Source organism: Nostoc sp. UIC 10607 (assembly GCF_047228265.1).
Taxonomy (GTDB): Bacteria; Cyanobacteriota; Cyanobacteriia; order Cyanobacteriales; family Nostocaceae; genus Nostoc; species Nostoc foliaceum_A.
This window is the reverse complement of record NZ_JBIQNW010000028.1, coordinates 1-14,666: the sequence shown is the minus strand read 5'-3', so window position 1 is coordinate 14,666 and position 14,666 is coordinate 1. Positions and strand designations below refer to the sequence as shown.

The 14,666-nt window shown below is 39.3% G+C and carries 11 protein-coding genes and 1 pseudogene; 7 read left to right on the top strand and 5 right to left on the bottom strand.

What is annotated here, in order from left to right; genetic code table 11:
• Nucleotides 1-240: 240 nt before the first annotated feature.
• A complete protein-coding gene (locus ACEYW6_RS21500; RefSeq protein WP_412981344.1) occupies nt 241-5,628 on the bottom strand; it encodes a hypothetical protein in 5,388 nt (1,795 codons plus the stop codon).
• A 332-nt stretch (nt 5,629-5,960) separates the two neighbouring features.
• Here ACEYW6_RS21500 and ACEYW6_RS21495 point away from each other — a divergent pair, with 332 nt between their 5' ends.
• The 4 genes from ACEYW6_RS21495 to ACEYW6_RS21480 all read left to right on the top strand — a co-directional run bounded on the left by ACEYW6_RS21495 (nt 5,961) and on the right by ACEYW6_RS21480 (nt 10,125).
• Entirely contained in the window at nt 5,961-7,394 is a 1,434-nt protein-coding gene (locus ACEYW6_RS21495; protein ID WP_412981343.1) for a BCD family MFS transporter, read from the top strand.
• Between the two features lie 70 nt (nt 7,395-7,464).
• Nucleotides 7,465-8,271 (top strand): inositol monophosphatase family protein, encoded by an 807-nt coding sequence (locus tag ACEYW6_RS21490; RefSeq protein WP_412981342.1) that lies wholly within the window; start codon nt 7,465-7,467, stop codon nt 8,269-8,271.
• 218 nt (nt 8,272-8,489) lie between these two features.
• Nucleotides 8,490-9,041 carry a hypothetical protein gene (locus ACEYW6_RS21485; RefSeq protein WP_412981341.1) on the top strand — a complete coding sequence of 184 codons (552 nt, stop codon included), beginning with the start codon at nt 8,490-8,492 and terminating at the stop codon, nt 9,039-9,041.
• Between the two features lie 130 nt (nt 9,042-9,171).
• Nucleotides 9,172-10,125 carry an MDR/zinc-dependent alcohol dehydrogenase-like family protein gene (locus ACEYW6_RS21480; protein WP_412981340.1) on the top strand — a complete coding sequence of 318 codons (954 nt, stop codon included), beginning with the start codon at nt 9,172-9,174 and terminating at the stop codon, nt 10,123-10,125.
• Between the two features lie 82 nt (nt 10,126-10,207).
• On the opposite strand, the gene ACEYW6_RS21475 is transcribed toward ACEYW6_RS21480, so the two are convergent.
• From ACEYW6_RS21475 to ACEYW6_RS21460, 4 genes are all read right to left on the bottom strand, one after another.
• Complete coding sequence (locus ACEYW6_RS21475; RefSeq protein ID WP_412981339.1) at nt 10,208-10,495, bottom strand: hypothetical protein; 288 nt, start codon at nt 10,493-10,495, stop codon at nt 10,208-10,210.
• Nucleotides 10,496-10,898: 403 nt separating this feature from the next.
• Nucleotides 10,899-11,945, bottom strand: coding sequence for a chlorophyll synthase ChlG (gene chlG / locus ACEYW6_RS21470; protein WP_412981338.1), 1,047 nt, complete (start codon nt 11,943-11,945; stop codon nt 10,899-10,901).
• 93 nt (nt 11,946-12,038) lie between these two features.
• Entirely contained in the window at nt 12,039-13,139 is a 1,101-nt protein-coding gene (locus ACEYW6_RS21465; protein WP_412981337.1) for an ArsA family ATPase, read from the bottom strand.
• Between the two features lie 120 nt (nt 13,140-13,259).
• Nucleotides 13,260-13,451 carry a DUF2862 domain-containing protein gene (locus tag ACEYW6_RS21460; protein ID WP_190898803.1) on the bottom strand — a complete coding sequence of 64 codons (192 nt, stop codon included), beginning with the start codon at nt 13,449-13,451 and terminating at the stop codon, nt 13,260-13,262.
• A gap of 153 nt (nt 13,452-13,604) precedes the next feature.
• Here ACEYW6_RS21460 and ACEYW6_RS21455 point away from each other — a divergent pair, with 153 nt between their 5' ends.
• The 3 genes and pseudogenes from ACEYW6_RS21455 to ACEYW6_RS21445 all read left to right on the top strand — a co-directional run.
• Nucleotides 13,605-13,877 (top strand): hypothetical protein, encoded by a 273-nt coding sequence (locus ACEYW6_RS21455; protein ID WP_412981336.1) that lies wholly within the window; start codon nt 13,605-13,607, stop codon nt 13,875-13,877.
• A complete protein-coding gene (locus ACEYW6_RS21450) occupies nt 13,835-14,023 on the top strand; it encodes a Uma2 family endonuclease (RefSeq protein ID WP_412981335.1) in 189 nt (62 codons plus the stop codon). The genes ACEYW6_RS21455 and ACEYW6_RS21450 overlap by 43 nt, the downstream gene beginning before the upstream one ends.
• A gap of 198 nt (nt 14,024-14,221) precedes the next feature.
• Nucleotides 14,222-14,590: pseudogene (locus tag ACEYW6_RS21445) on the top strand (Uma2 family endonuclease); the annotation flags it as partial.
• Nucleotides 14,591-14,666: the final 76 nt, after the last annotated feature.

Genomic DNA, 14,666 nt, shown 5'->3' with positions numbered 1-14,666 from the left:
TACATACGGCAAGTTTATCTTACTAATTCAATGGGATAGCGTAGTTAAAATCACATTTTAATCTTGATATTTTTATGTGGTTTGATTGCGTCCGATAAAGTTACAGGGCAATGCGATAACTTTAGTAAATTTTACTATTGGGTATATTTGAAAATATTTCTCCGTGTGTTGGGGTTAGAAAAATAAGTAAAATCCGTCAAACTAAGAGTTATTGCCGTTGATCAATACTGATTAATACAGTCATTTAGCAACACCAAAATTTTTATACTCCCTAATATACTTAAATGGAAAAGGGATTACGGTACTTTGCCCTGTGCGGACAAAATCAACATCCATAGTTTCAAGGAGTTGTCTGAATATCAGTTTTGAGTCATCCACAGCCACGATTTTACGAAGATGACAGGCATCTTTGAAAGAGAATTGCACCTTTTCTTTTCGGTCTCCAACAAAGTAATAAGCTTCTTTTTCGGTTTCACCAAAATATTTTATGTTAAGGGAAGCGTCGAATAAATCTTCTTTGCTCTGGTTATCCTGGGGGAACTTCAATCGAATTTGATATTGGTCGAGAAGGTAATCTCTAAAACGAGTAGCCTCACTTGTACTACTGACATCAATATCCTTGTCTCCTACCTTCCTTGTTGTTCCCAAATACTGTGCGATTAAAGACTTAAAATCTCCTTTCGATATAGGTTGGCTACCAATTTTTATAATTTCCAATGATAATAATTTAAATTTTTCAATATCAAGGTCAGATGGTTCTTGTAAAAATTCTTCAACTATATCAGCTAACTCATTTCCATTTCGCTTGTTTTCGGGAAGTTCAGTTTCGACTTCCCTAAGAATAGCTTCAATTTTAGAAAGGTGAGGAATACTGATTTCATCGGTTAGAAATATCTGATTTATCTCACCAGCATCAGAAACAACAAGGCCTTCTAATGTGTTGATTTTATCTCCAGAGCTATCCTCTGTCATGAATTTTCTATATTTCTCAAACTTTTGCCAGTTAAATAATATATCTTGACCATCCATTTCGTAGAATTCAAAATTACCATTTGGTTGAATTTCCATAAAAATTACGTGGTCTGTATCTTCATCCCAAGCAGCAAAAGTCCAAATTCCTTTGAGTTGAAGTTTAGCCCAATCAAACAAGTTCAATGTTCGAGAACTAATATCACGCTTTATAAGCTGTTCTTTTATAATTGTTTTAACAATAGGCTTAGAGACATTTTTAGTTGATTCAATTGTCAGATGTTGCCGCTGAAATTTATCTGTTGAAGGGAGGTATTCGTCCTTTTGCCCGCTTTTTTCATAAAATTCGGCATCATGTATAATTCTAAAATTTAGAGTGTTTTCTTTATCACGTTTCCCGACGGTGATTAGTTTTTCATCAGTGATATAAGGAAGAAGAAATTCTTTCAGTGTAATTACTAAATTAGTAGAATCTTCATCATTAACTTTATCAACTATATGTATTGCCTGACCATCTAGTTTTGAGTGAAGTTGTTTTGGACTTTTAAGCAAAGTATTTTTGAGTTCAATGCTGCGATCAATTTCAAGAGTGGAAAAATTAACACTCATGTATTCAGATAGATATTCTTGAATACTATTGAAAACTTGAAACAAAATACCTGCTCGGCTTTTCTCAAATTTCTCTATACTTTCAAACTCAAGGAAATTAGTATGAAGCTTTTTACCTTGTTTACCGCATTGTATGTAAGACTTTGTAGGATCTGTATCTTTACCATCAGATGGAAGCCACCTTCTCAGAGTTCCTGTGCCACTATGGAAAACATATTCAGGTCTTTTAAGAATTTTTTTTAATTCTGCCGTCCCTTTATATTCTTTTAAAATGGAAACCTTTTTTCGATAAGAGGCTACGCTAACTTTCAATAAGAATTCATTGTTTTGACTATCATCACGACTAATAGTGATTTCAGCAACACCAATTGCATCATAAAGCTTATTTGTTAATGGAGGGACTTTAAGTAATGCTCCAGTCAGATTTGAGAAATGCAGATGTTTAAATTTAGAGCGTGATGAACCTAGAGAGTTAATTAATAAGCGGGCAAGTGTTACTTCACATATGCATTCATCATTTTCAGTATAAACAGCCTGAGGTTTAACCTCAATTGCAGATACACTAGCAAATTTAGGATCAGTTCTAAGTTTTTGAAGTAATGCGTGAGTATCATTTGATTTTTTAAGAAATTTAAGTGCTAAATTATCGATTTTATCATTTTTACAGAGATAGGGAACTTCTATAATTTTTCCGCCAAATGATGGAATCGGTTGAAAGTGAGTGTTGGAAGAACCAAGAATGTTGATAACAAAAACCCTTTCTGCTCCAACAATCGCCATTTTTTCACAGATTTTATCAATTATTTCATCAGCTTTTACTGCAATCTGATCATTCCATAACTTGAAGTCTATATAGATATTTTGCTCTGTTTTAAAGTCAAAGAGTTCAAATTCATCTACATTCAGTTCTAGTAAGGGAATATCTAAGAGGATTTGAAAAATATGTTTCCCACATACTTCGCCTAATGCCCCTTTATAAATATTGTTGAACATGGGAGGGGTCAGCATTAGTTGAGATTTAGGAAATGTTGTTGCCCAATTAGAATCAGTGAACAATTTATGTAGAGTATCGATTTTGATCAACTCTGTAAGACGGGCAGTTTGTTCGCTCACTTCTTTAACTTCTCTTTTCCCGTAGTCATCAGAAAAGAAAACTTCGATATCATCATAGTCATTTTCATGTGAGAAATAATATGAATCGGCAGCTTTTGGCAAATGCAGGTAAATATTATTCCAGTTAATATTGCATTCTGACTCTTTTACAATACTTGGTTGATAAAGAACTTGTTCTCTTAGTTCTTGCCACTTTTTAACACTCTGTTTTGTCCACGGCGTACTCAGTTGGCGACGTATGTAAACAGCAGTTTGATTGCTTTTATGGGATGCACGGTTTTGTGCTTCTATTAAATCTTTAGATTGGTTAGTCGATTCACCTGCTGATTCAAGGAGAGCAGTATATTCACGAATAGGAATTACATCTTCTGGTAGAGAAAACCCGATTAAATGTTTTCGGATAGAAGCGTCAGCAAGAATATGAATTGTTGGAGCCTTCATATTGGTACGGCATATTCGGCCTAGTGCCTGAATAATGATTTTATTTAAGTAACGTGAATAAGCATTTGTATTGTATAGACTCATGAAGTCTTCAGCCTTTCGTCTAGGCTTATATCTTCCTATATATTTATGAAAAGCTTCATCTAGCTTGCTCTTAAACTGGTTTAGTGAAAAATCTCCATTCTCACGAATAAATTCCAATTGAAAAATATATTTTATAAATTCATCATCATTTATATTATTCCCAAATATATTAACAAGAATATTTCTTGGGTTATCTAAATATATCCCGTTAATATCCATGTTTGAATGCTTGGGTAAGCTATTAATATGTATTGGCTCTATGTCAGACGGAACCGGAAATTGTAAATTTTGTCCAACACCAATCGTTTGGTATGCAGAAATAATAAATCGGCGTTTATTATCTTTTAGCTCATTTAGCAGTTTTTCTTTATTTGCTTCAAAGTTATTTGAACTAAGCACAAAGAATGTATCAGCCACAGAACCATCAATATTATTTTGATGGCTATCCAATAAAAATCCTGCATATTTATGCAATATATGCAGGTCGAACTTTGGGTCAGAAGGCTTTGGTAATTTACTAAAAAGACAAAGGAACGCATGACAATCAGGATTATCCAAAAAATATTTCCATGCTGTTAAAGCTCTTACATAACGGCAAAATGAAAATTCAATACTCTCCTCATCATCATTAGTAATTGTATGGCGAAGAGTATTCCATAAATCCTGGGCTACTTCTCGATCATTGAAAAGTTCTTCAAACTGTTTGATTGCTTCTTTTTGTGTATCTGTCCCAATAAATTTAGTTTTTATAGAGACTTGATTATATCCTTGAGTCGCTTCGTTATATGCGTTTTTAAGTTTAACAAGAGCATCATCTTTAATACGTATAAATGAATCTCCCAAACGAGATTTCAGATACTTAAGATCATAATTACCGATGTTTGTATAAAGCCCAGCAGTAGCTGAAATACCGACTACCAAAGCTTTTGAGCAAACTCCAGCCAAAAATGATTCGGGTGTACGGCTGAAGTTAAACATATATATTTTTGATAATGTATCATGCTCATCACTATCGACGATATCATAGTAACGAAACCCCCTATCATAAAAAGTCTGATTTTGGATTGTTCCTTGATAGGGTTGCAAGCCATACGGCAAATCATCTTCAAGAATTTTACGGGTTAAAAATTCGACATCTTTAAGGTGAAAATTATTAAGAACTGTCTGAATAGCTAATTTAAAAGGAAAAGTTTCCTGTCCGCCTTTATCTTCCTCTTTTAAGTGGCGATAGTTATTGGCTAAATATTTAATTCCTGTCTGAAAATATGATAAATAGCCAGTAATTGTACTTAGTAGTTCCTGTATGTCAATGCCCGTTTTTTTATCTTTAATATTAAAAGCATTAATCCAATTTGTACGGCTATTTATATCTCCAATAATCTCTACACGTTGATTACGATCCAGCACATTATGGAATTTATAATCATAAAAAAGAAAGTTTCTTTCCTTGGTTGAAAAATTATCGTGAGATTTACAGATATGCTGTAATTGATATTTTTTAAATATATAATTAGCTTTCTCTCGTAATGATTCAATCTGTTCTCGTAGAGATAGCCAGTTTTTACCTGAAGATTGCTGCTTCCGCCATTTTGATTCTTGTAAAAGTACTTCAGGGCATTCGGTTTGCATCAGATGATTATGAATATTTAAGAATAAATCAATAAGATCCACTCGATTTCTTAACCCAGATTGAATGATATTTTTAAGTACAGTTTCTTTGGTAGTATCAAACTCATCAATAAAAATAAGTGATTTATTAATAAACCGCTCAGAGAAGTAATATGATGGTTCAATAAGTGTTGTGTTTTGAGCAACAAACTTATCTATACTAAGAAATAAAATAGTTTTATCATCTGTAAATACTGCGGGATAAAGTTTTCCAATCCACTGGTAATCTTGATTATTTTTTATAGCTGACAGACGGGCTTTTTTCGTTTTAAAATTTTCTGACAATGTTTTTTTAATAATGTCTCGGAATGCTGGCTCAATATTTTTACGAATATCTGTTTTAATGTTTTCCTTAAAATCGCTAGGTAATTGCTCATGTTGGAGCATTTCTATATATTTTTTTAGTTGGAAATATATTTTATTTTTAAATTTATCAGGAATTTGTTGATCAAGGTTTAGTAAGTTTTTGATAACAGGGTCGACATTAGAATCAATAAAAAGAACATATTTTTCAAAATCTTCCTCATTTCCATTATCGATAAAACGTTTTTTAAGTTCGTCAATAGGTAGATTTTTCTTAAGGTTAGTAATAAATATAATTTTTCTCTTTTGCTTGGCAAATTCCTTGTAATTAGAATGTATAAACTTTAGAACAATGTATGTTTTACCCGAACCAGTTGCCATACTCAGGAGAAGCAGCCCAAGATTATCTTGTTTACAGTATTGGTTTAATATTTCTTCCATATCCCTGATCCCCTTAGTAAAATTCAAAAAAGTTGGAGGTAAATGCTACATCTAAATAGCGATCGCCAACTATGGCACTAGTTTTAGTGATCAAAGACAGGGGTAAGCAAGCAACTATCTCAGTTAGCCTCTGTTAATGCTCAATCACGTTTAATCTAGTTATGGTTACACAACAAGCCTTGAATAACCAAAAAGTTTTATGTACGTTATGCTGCGGTGTCTACTGCCAAACCCAAAAATTAATGCCCCGAAATTAGTAGTTTTTTGGAATATTGAACAGTTTATATTTAATTAAAGAGACTATATTCCATAAACTATACAAAAAAGTAGCTATGGCAAGCGGTGAAGTATTTGATACCAAAACAAAATCCCTATCTGTGCCAAGGGTAAACCTGCTGACCATGTTTCGGCTGGGTTTATTTCAAATGGGGTTAAGCATGATGTCAATTTTGACTCTGGGGGTACTCAACAGAGTCATGATTCAAGAAATAGCAATTCCGGCGACGCTGGTATCAGTAGTTCTAGCACTGCCTTTATTTGTTGCTCCTTCGCGTGTATGGTTCGGACAGATTTCCGATGCCAAGCCGTTATGGGGATACCACCGTACAGCTTATGTTTGGGTGGGTGCGGCAATATTTGCGATCGCAGCATTTTTAGCTGTACAAGTAATGTGGCAGATGAATCTTGCTGGAAATAGTGCAGGTACTTGGGTATGGACAACCCAAACAATCGGCTGGACAGGGCTTTTGGCTTTAGTTTTCGCTGTCTACGGTCTAGGAATTTGTGCTAGCGGTACTGCCTTTGCTGCTTTGTTGGTGGATATATCTGAAGAAGATAACCGTTCTAAAGTAGTTGGTGTGGTTTGGTCGATGCTAATGGTGGGGATTATTGTTGGGGCGATTATTAGTGCCAGTTTGCTGAAACAGTTAACGCCAGAAGCAACTGTAGAAACCTTGCAGCCAGCAATTAACCGATTGTTTACTATCGTCCCAGCAATTGTATTTGGTTTAGCGATCGCAGCCACATTCGGCGTAGAAAAAAAGTACTCCCAATACTCAACCCGTTCCACACTGGCGAACCGGGAAGATAGCATTACTCTAGGCAATGCTTGGAAAATCTTGACAGCTAGCCCACAAACAGGTGTATTCTTCACCTTTTTATTGGTGATGACCATCAGTTTGTTTATGCAAGACCCGATTTTGGAACCTTATGCGGGTCAAGTTTTTGGTATGCCCCTAGCGGAAAGTACCAAATTAAATATTTTTTATGGAACGGGTCTACTGATTGCCTACGGCGTTACGGGCTTTTTCATAGTGCCGCGATTAGGTAAGCGCAGAACTGCACGTCTAGGCTGTATGTTGGTAGCATTCTGTGCAATATTATTAGGCATCTCAGGATTTACAGCTAATGCAGCGGTTCTCAAACTAGGTTTAGTCTTGTTCGGTTTAGCCACAGGTTTCTTAACTACGGCAGCAATTAGCTTGATGTTGGATCTCACAGCAGCGGAAGCCGCAGGTACATTTATTGGAGCATGGGGATTAGCGCAGTCCCTCTCCAGAGGAATCGCAGTAGTAATCGGAGGTACAGTTTTGGATATTGGACGCAAGCTGCTACCAAGCTTAGAGTTAGCTTATGGATTGGTATTTGCCTTAGAAGCCGTGGGAATGGTGCTGTCGATTTGGTTTCTGAATCGGGTGAACGTCACAGAATTTCAAACAAGTACCAAGCAAGCGATCGCTGCGGTTTTGGAAAGCGATTTAGACTAAACTAGAAATTTAAACCAACCCGAATCTACCTAATCGTCGCTCAGGAAAGCCTTTGCGCCAGAATTAACCAATGAATGATTTTTGGACAACAATTCTTGATTTTGCCCAAACTACCACTACTAGAGTGGGCAAGCAGCTAATGCAAGATTTTGGGCAAGTACAGGCTTCCCAAAAAGCTGATGGTAGTTTGGTGACGCAAGCAGATAAATGGGCAGATCCGGAAATTCGGGATGCGATCGCTTCTAATTTCTCTGGTTACGGTATTTTGAGCGAAGAGAGCGATCAGTCATTTCCCGGTACTGAGTGGTGCTGGGTAATTGACCCTCTAGACGGTACAACCAACTTTACACGCGGCATTCCCCTCTGGACAATATCTCTGGGTTTACTGTATCGAGGTACACCCATTTTCGGTTATATTTACGCGCCTACCTTGAATCAAGCTTTTCATGGTTTCTGGGCAGGTTCATCTGGTTTAGCAACTCCAACAGGAGCATTTCTCAACCACCACCCCATCCACACTAGTATAGATAGTCCCAGCAACAATCACTTTTTTAACCTCTGTTCTCGTAGCACCGCAGCTATCAAAAACGGCTTTCCCTGCAAAATCCGCATGTTGGGTGTGGCTAGCTATAACTTTTTGACAGTTGCTACTGGGGCTACTCTAGGTGGTATTGAGGCGACACCAAAAGTTTGGGACTTAGCGGGCGCTTGGGTAATTGTCCAGGCTGCTGGTGGGGTCTGGTTATCGCTTAAGTCAGAGCCGTTTCCGTTGTCAGCGGGAGAAGATTATAGCGATCGCTCTTTTCCCACGCTTGTGGTTAGTCGTCCCGAATTAGTTCCGGTATTTCAACCTTTTCTCGAAGGCGTAAAAATTTAATTTAATCTGCCGCTCATCGGCCTGAAAACAGTTATTTTGTCAACCAGCCTAGTGGGCGGCATACCCGATATTAAACTTAACAAGTCCCTAATCAAACAAAGAATTTAGTATAAATAAAGCTGGTAATAATCCTGATTTAAGTGCAAAATCAGTGTACTTATTAATTTAAGTAGTGTTGTGGCTTTCATCACACTGGTTAATTTAGTATAAAAAATTTTATGTTGTCTAACCTAGATTTAATTCGAGAGTTTGTACAAAACTCTATCCAGAGAAAAGAAGTTTTGTTGTCAAATCCTGCTTTGACAGCGCAAACAGTGTATAAAACCAACCAACTGACAGCGAAATCTGAAGGCGTGATTGCCACTGCCCAACTATCTAACACCCTATCTGAATTCTTGATTTATCCAAAATCATCCCAATGGGAATCGATAAATCAGGCATTAGCAGAATATAGTTACCTGCTCAAAGGAGAAGTAGATAGTCGAGGTTTCTATCAGTATCAATACTGTAAAGTTCCCAAAGGCTATGAGATGCACTGTACTAAATCTGTGCTTTTATGGCGAGCTTGGTGGAAATATCGCAAGTATACTTCAAGACTAGGGATTCCCTTGGAACTTTTGATTAGAACACGAGATTCATGGTATCCAATTAGAGATTTAATTATTAGTGACGGCCTTCTTTATATCAAAACCTTAGGAAGTGAGATAGCACTTGACTCAAATGACTTGGTTACTTGGTTAAGCAAAATTGATGTAAGTTCCCAAAATTAAAGACATATTTACTACAAGTGCATAGACCTGGGTAGGGGCGTACAGATGTCCGCCCCTATAGCCGATTGATTATGTTGCAAAGATTTTGAAAATGGTATGACAAAATATTAGGCAAAAGACATGAATAAAAATGAAAGGACTTTGGCTCGAAAACAACCAGTTGCAATTACGCACGGATATTCCCATTCCTGAACCACCACCGGGAGAAGCCTTGGTACGCGTCTTGCGTGCGGGTATCTGTAACACTGATCTGGAACTGCTTAGAGGCTACTATCCCTACACTGGTATTTTAGGTCATGAATTTGTCGGTGTTGTTGAACAAGGACCAGAACACTTAGTTAACCAACGCGTAGTTGGAGAAATCAACGCTGTGTGTGGGCATTGTCGGTTTTGTCGCAGCGAACAACCAACTCACTGCGAAAATCGCACAGTTTTGGGTATTGTCAACCGCCACGGTGCCTTTGCTGAATATCTCTGTTTGCCAATAGAGAACCTGCATCCCGTCCCTGATAATGTGCCGACAGAAGTAGCAACATTTACCGAACCTATAGCAGCAGCTTTAGAAATTCAGCAGCAAGTGCCATTACGTCCAAATAACCGGGTGCTAGTGGTTGGAGATGGCAAGCTAGGGCAGTTGGTTGCTCAGACACTAGCTCTAACTGGCTGTGAACTCTTAGCTGTGGGGCGTCATCAAGACAAACTGGCTAACTTAGAGGCACGGGGGATTAAAACTGGTTTAGCTGATTCTGTGAAAGATGGATATTTCGATATCTCAGTAGAATGTACTGGCAACCCAGAAGGATTTGCGATCGCCCGCCGCGCCCTACGTCCCCGTGGTACGCTTGTACTTAAAAGTACTTATGCTGGTAACCTCAGCATAGATGCTTCTTCTTTAGTAGTGGATGAAATAACTCTCATAGGCTCCCGTTGTGGCCCCTTTCCCTCTGCTCTCCAGCTACTAGCTACAGGACAAGTTGATGTGCAACACCTGATTCATGCTAGTTACCCCCTGATTGAAGGTCTTACGGCTTTTGAACACGCTCAGAGTCGGGGTGTTTTAAAGATATTATTAGAGATTGGTTAGGAGTTAGGAGTTGGGAGTTGGGAGTTAGGAGTTGGGAGTTAGGAGGTAAAAGTTATGATTCTCTTCTTGCTCCCTCATCCCTTTAGTACAGATAAGGATTCGTCTTCGGTTGATAGTCAGGACAATGGATAGCCTCTTCTGTATTGGCAGTAGATGGGCGTACAGTGCATTTAAGACGGTAATTATCGGTAAAAAATTGGCAGCCAGTACAGGGGATTTGATGCATTTGCTTGGCTGTCGTCACACTATCTCGCACCGCCGCCCAGAGACTCAAAACAACGAGAATAATTACAGTCCAAGCAACGACAAAGCAAATCGGGACTAACAAAGGTTGAATCCCATGAATAAGGAAAGATATCAGTTTAAACACAATATGTCCTGATACAAACTAGGAGTTAGAAGTATATTAACTCCTAACTCCTACTTCCTAACTTCTCACTATAGAAGTATAAGGTGAACTACCCAACCTATAGACGGACGGTGCTTCCCAATTCATCGGGAATAGCCTCTATTGTCTCCGTAGTTCTATTAGTCTGACATTCCCAGCAAGGGCAGAAGTCCTGGTTCTCAAGATCCAATCTCCCTCTTGCAATATATACCTTTTAGCTTGGTTTTCGCTTGTGGCATTGTATAGTCAAGACACTAACTAAGCTGATGCGCGTCTAAAGTATATAAACACTCTTGATGGTCGTTAACTGATGATTGATGACTGTTGACGGTTAACAGTCATCAGGTAAATGTACAAATTAAATGCGTAACAGCTTATCTTACTGTTAAATGCCAGCATGACCCAGCGCTAAACCAGTGACAAGCATTCCCAGAACAAGGAACGGTTGGGCGCTGGCTTGGTACTTAACATCATTCTTCACCGGGTCGCGCAGGAAATACATATCCTGTAAGGTGATTTGCGGGATGATTAACAGTATTAGTATTGCTGCATACAAATTCTCATGGATGCTGACGAGATAAGCTGCAATCAATCCTTGAAATACGTCAATTGTCACTACACAAATCCATGCCGCAGTGGTGATGCCAAACATTACCGGTAGTGAATTTAATCCTAGCTGGCGATCGCCTTCTACACTCTTGAAATCATTGACAATGGCAATTCCCAATCCAGCCAAGCTGTAGAACATTGTCAAAATCACAATTGTGGAATTGAGATCGCCAAACAAAGCGTGTCCAGTAGACCAAGGTAAGGTGATATAGCTTGCACCTAAAGCGTAACTGCCTAGCCAGCCGTTTTGCTTGAGCTTCAGGGGAGGTGCAGAATAAATATAGGCGATGAAAGAACCGATGATGGCGATCGCTGTAATTGTCGGGAATTCATGACCAGACCACACGTCTAGCGCAAACGCCAAAGCAATACCAGCAATCAGTAATACCCAAATCTGAATAATTACCTGGGGTAGAGGAATTGCCCCAGAGGGAATGGGGCGATATGGTTCATTGATGGCATCAATTTCGCGATCGTAGTAATCATTAAGGATTTGGGTGTAACCTGTCATCAATGGCCCAGCCAGCAGCATGCAGGTTGCAACCTTCAACACATTTTCCAGTGTCCAAGTATAGTTCCCAGAAGAAGCCGCACCACAGACTACGCCCCAAATTAGGGGAATCCAGGTAATCGGCTTCATTAGCTGTAAACGAATTTTCCAAATAGAAGTTTCCCCAGGCGCTGCACCTTTCATCCCCAGTAGCTGCCTAGTTTTTGCACTGCGATCGGCAGATGCAAGCGCTTGTTCGCTGGGATTACTTGCCACTGAGTCTAATACCTCAGATGGGTTGGGGTCTGGGGTAATGGGAGTTGATTCTGACATAAGGCGTATTTTTTTTTAGAGCGAGAAGTTAGGAGCTAGGAGTTATGAATTATTGTTTTATTCCTAACTCTTCACTCCTAACTCCTAACTAAATTAAAACGAAATTATCAAATAATTATTCTGAAACTTGGCTCCAGCAACGGGTCTGCCACTCAAAGCCGGGGGTAGGGAAATATTCCGTCGCTGGTCTCCTGCTTCTACCGTGACTTCTGGCCCATATTGGGTAAGTTTGACTTGCTTTTTGTCAAAGCCTGGCAAGAATAAGCGTACCTGACGATTGTGGATGTCTATTTCAATTGGTTTGGGAGCCTGTAACGCTTGTGCTTCAAAGTTAGGCAGGGCATCTATCAGTGGTTGCCAATCACCTGTTGGCGAGTCAGGAACAACGCTCACAGGTAGAGGTATAAATTCTTCTGATACATTAGCACTAGTCTCGGTAGACACAAGCAGAACACCACCAACAGTTAAACCAATTTGTTGAGCACTACCCCACAAATAACGAGCATTTGCTACCTCAATGGGATCTCCTGTGGTCACTATGAACGCAGCGAGACGCTTAGGGTCAGCAAGAGCGGCTCTCCCCTTTTCTAAGAAATTATTGACTTGGTTCGTAGGTTGAGCAAAGTTATCTGCTGTCCAGTTGACATTGAAAAAGCTGCTAATTAGCGGTTGAATCAAGGGCGATTCAGTAATCGTCTTACCCAAATCGGAGTTGACAAACAATTGCCGAAATCGCCGGACATACCAACTGAGAGATTCTGGTAAACCCAGCATCCGCAACGTTAAAGAGTCACCCGTGCCATCGTAGACGATCGCATCATATTTGCCACTGGCATCATATTCACGGATAGCATTCAGGGCCAGGGCGTTGTCCATACCTGGTAACACTACCAGTTCTTGACCAAAAACGTCTTTGAATATGGGCGTGCGGAGATATTGCGCCTCAAGTTTCTTCGCTTCGTCCCAGTTGCGCTCTAGCAGTACAGATGCTTGAAACTGGACTGCTTGCAAATTGGGAGCGATTTCCTGGGGATCGGCAGCAATGGGAATACCCAGCAGAATTGACAATGTTGGTTCTGCTTGTCCTGCTAGGAGTACGCGCTTGCCTTGACTTGCCAATAATTTGGCGGCGGCGATCGCAATTTTGGTACGAGCGGTGCCGCCTTTGCCCAAAAATGTCAATATTAGAGCCATTACTTGATTCCTATTTTCACCGCCGGTCTTTTCAACTCCAACTTAGCACTCAACAAAGATTCTCAGCCTGTGCTTTAAACTTCAGAGTCAAAGAAAAACCAGAGTTTGAGTTCTTTATTACTACACAGGTTTGATTTCATCTTCAAAAAACCAAGTGGAAGTATTGTCATCAAACAGCACGACTACACCGATCCCAGCACCATCGGTGACTTTGTAGCCTTGGATAATACCCACTTGTCCTAGTTTTTTCACAATTGGGGGAGAAACGCGATCGCGCAAACGAAAGACTTTAACCTTTTGTCCGATTTCCATGCCTGATTACAATGCAATAAACCAAATCTCAGTGTAGCGGAATCCGTGACTCTGCTCTCACAAATTCAGTGGAGATAAGGAAGAAAATTCCAAACTTCTAACTTCTGACCTAACAGCTTAAAATTAAATCAACAACCAAACAGGTACATACCCATGTTGGTCACAGCGCAACAGCTAGAACAGCAGATGCCCGATGCAACTCGGTTGTTAAGTGATGAGCCGGAGATGGAGAGTTCGTTGCATCATATACAGCTACTGCTGCTGGTAACTTTCCTTGAGTTGCTGTGGCATGACTTTAATGATTTCTTTATCGGTGCGAATCTAACAATTGATTTTAGTCGTCAGCAGTTGCAAAATCGAGATTTTCGCAGCCCAGACTTTTTTTGGTCAAAGACACCGAAAAGCGATCGCGCAATTCCTGGGTGATCTGGGAAGAAGATGGTCGTTATCCAGATTTGATGATTGAATTACTTTCTGAAAATACGGCTGATATTGACCGAAATTTGAAGAAAAACCTCTATGAAAATCGATTTCACACACCAGAATATTTTTTGTTTTTGCCGGAGAATTAGGAATTTGTGGGTTTTGAATTGGTAGGTAACAAGTATCAATAAATTACACCAAATGCGCGAGGATGGCGTTGGAGCGATCTGCTTACGCTGTATTTAGGTGTAGAAGGAGGTAAGTCGCAATAGCGTTTGGAACAAGAACAGATGCGATCGTTAGGAGTTAATCCAGATAACTTGAGTTAAGCAACAAAGGTAGTAGTCATGTATCAAACAGATCCACCCCGTCCGCCACAAGAAACCATGCCTACGATGTATGATTTACCCAGTGAATTAGTAGGGGAATCAGGTTTGCCAGATGAATTTCACCGCATTCAGGCGGATTTGCTCAGTGAGACTTGTCAGCCTCTGACTTATCCATCTGAAGAAATTTTGCTTGCTAGTGACTTAAATATTTACTATGATCCTCGCCATCCTTTATGGTACAAACGTCCTGATTGGTACATGGTTTTAGGATTACCTAGTGCTAGCCAACAGCAAGACCTACGCTTAAGTTACGTCATTTGGCAAGAAGGGATTGATCCATTTTTAGTAGTTGAATTACTTTCACCAGGTACAGAACAAGAAGACTTAGAGGGTGTTTATAAAATAAATATTAAGCAGGCGAGCAACAATGATTGCGGGCTAATCTACGTAACATAAGATTTGT